Below are 207 nucleotides of genomic sequence, written 5' to 3' on the forward strand. Positions count from 1 at the left end.
TGAGCCACTTTTGATAGAAAATAACCCTATTGAATAATAAATAGGGGGAATATCAGGAGTGATTGCATTGAAAGAAAAACAAACGATTATAAAACTCTACCTTGATGGGCTAAGCAAAAGAAAAATTGCTTTACTCACGAAGAAATCTAGGAATACCGTTGATAAATATATCAAGGAATATGAAAGAAGCAAGTATGAAGATGTTCG

Annotated in this window: 1 protein-coding gene; it reads left to right on the forward strand. The window is 32.4% G+C overall.

The window, feature by feature from the left end:
* Nucleotides 1-58 precede the first annotated feature (58 nt).
* On the forward strand, nt 59-207 hold a 149-nt coding region (locus tag HMPREF2811_RS11865; RefSeq protein WP_371441392.1), incomplete at its 3' end, for a helix-turn-helix domain-containing protein.

It is taken from the genome of Globicatella sp. HMSC072A10, assembly GCF_001811625.1.
Lineage (GTDB): Bacteria > Bacillota > Bacilli > Lactobacillales > Aerococcaceae > Globicatella > Globicatella sanguinis.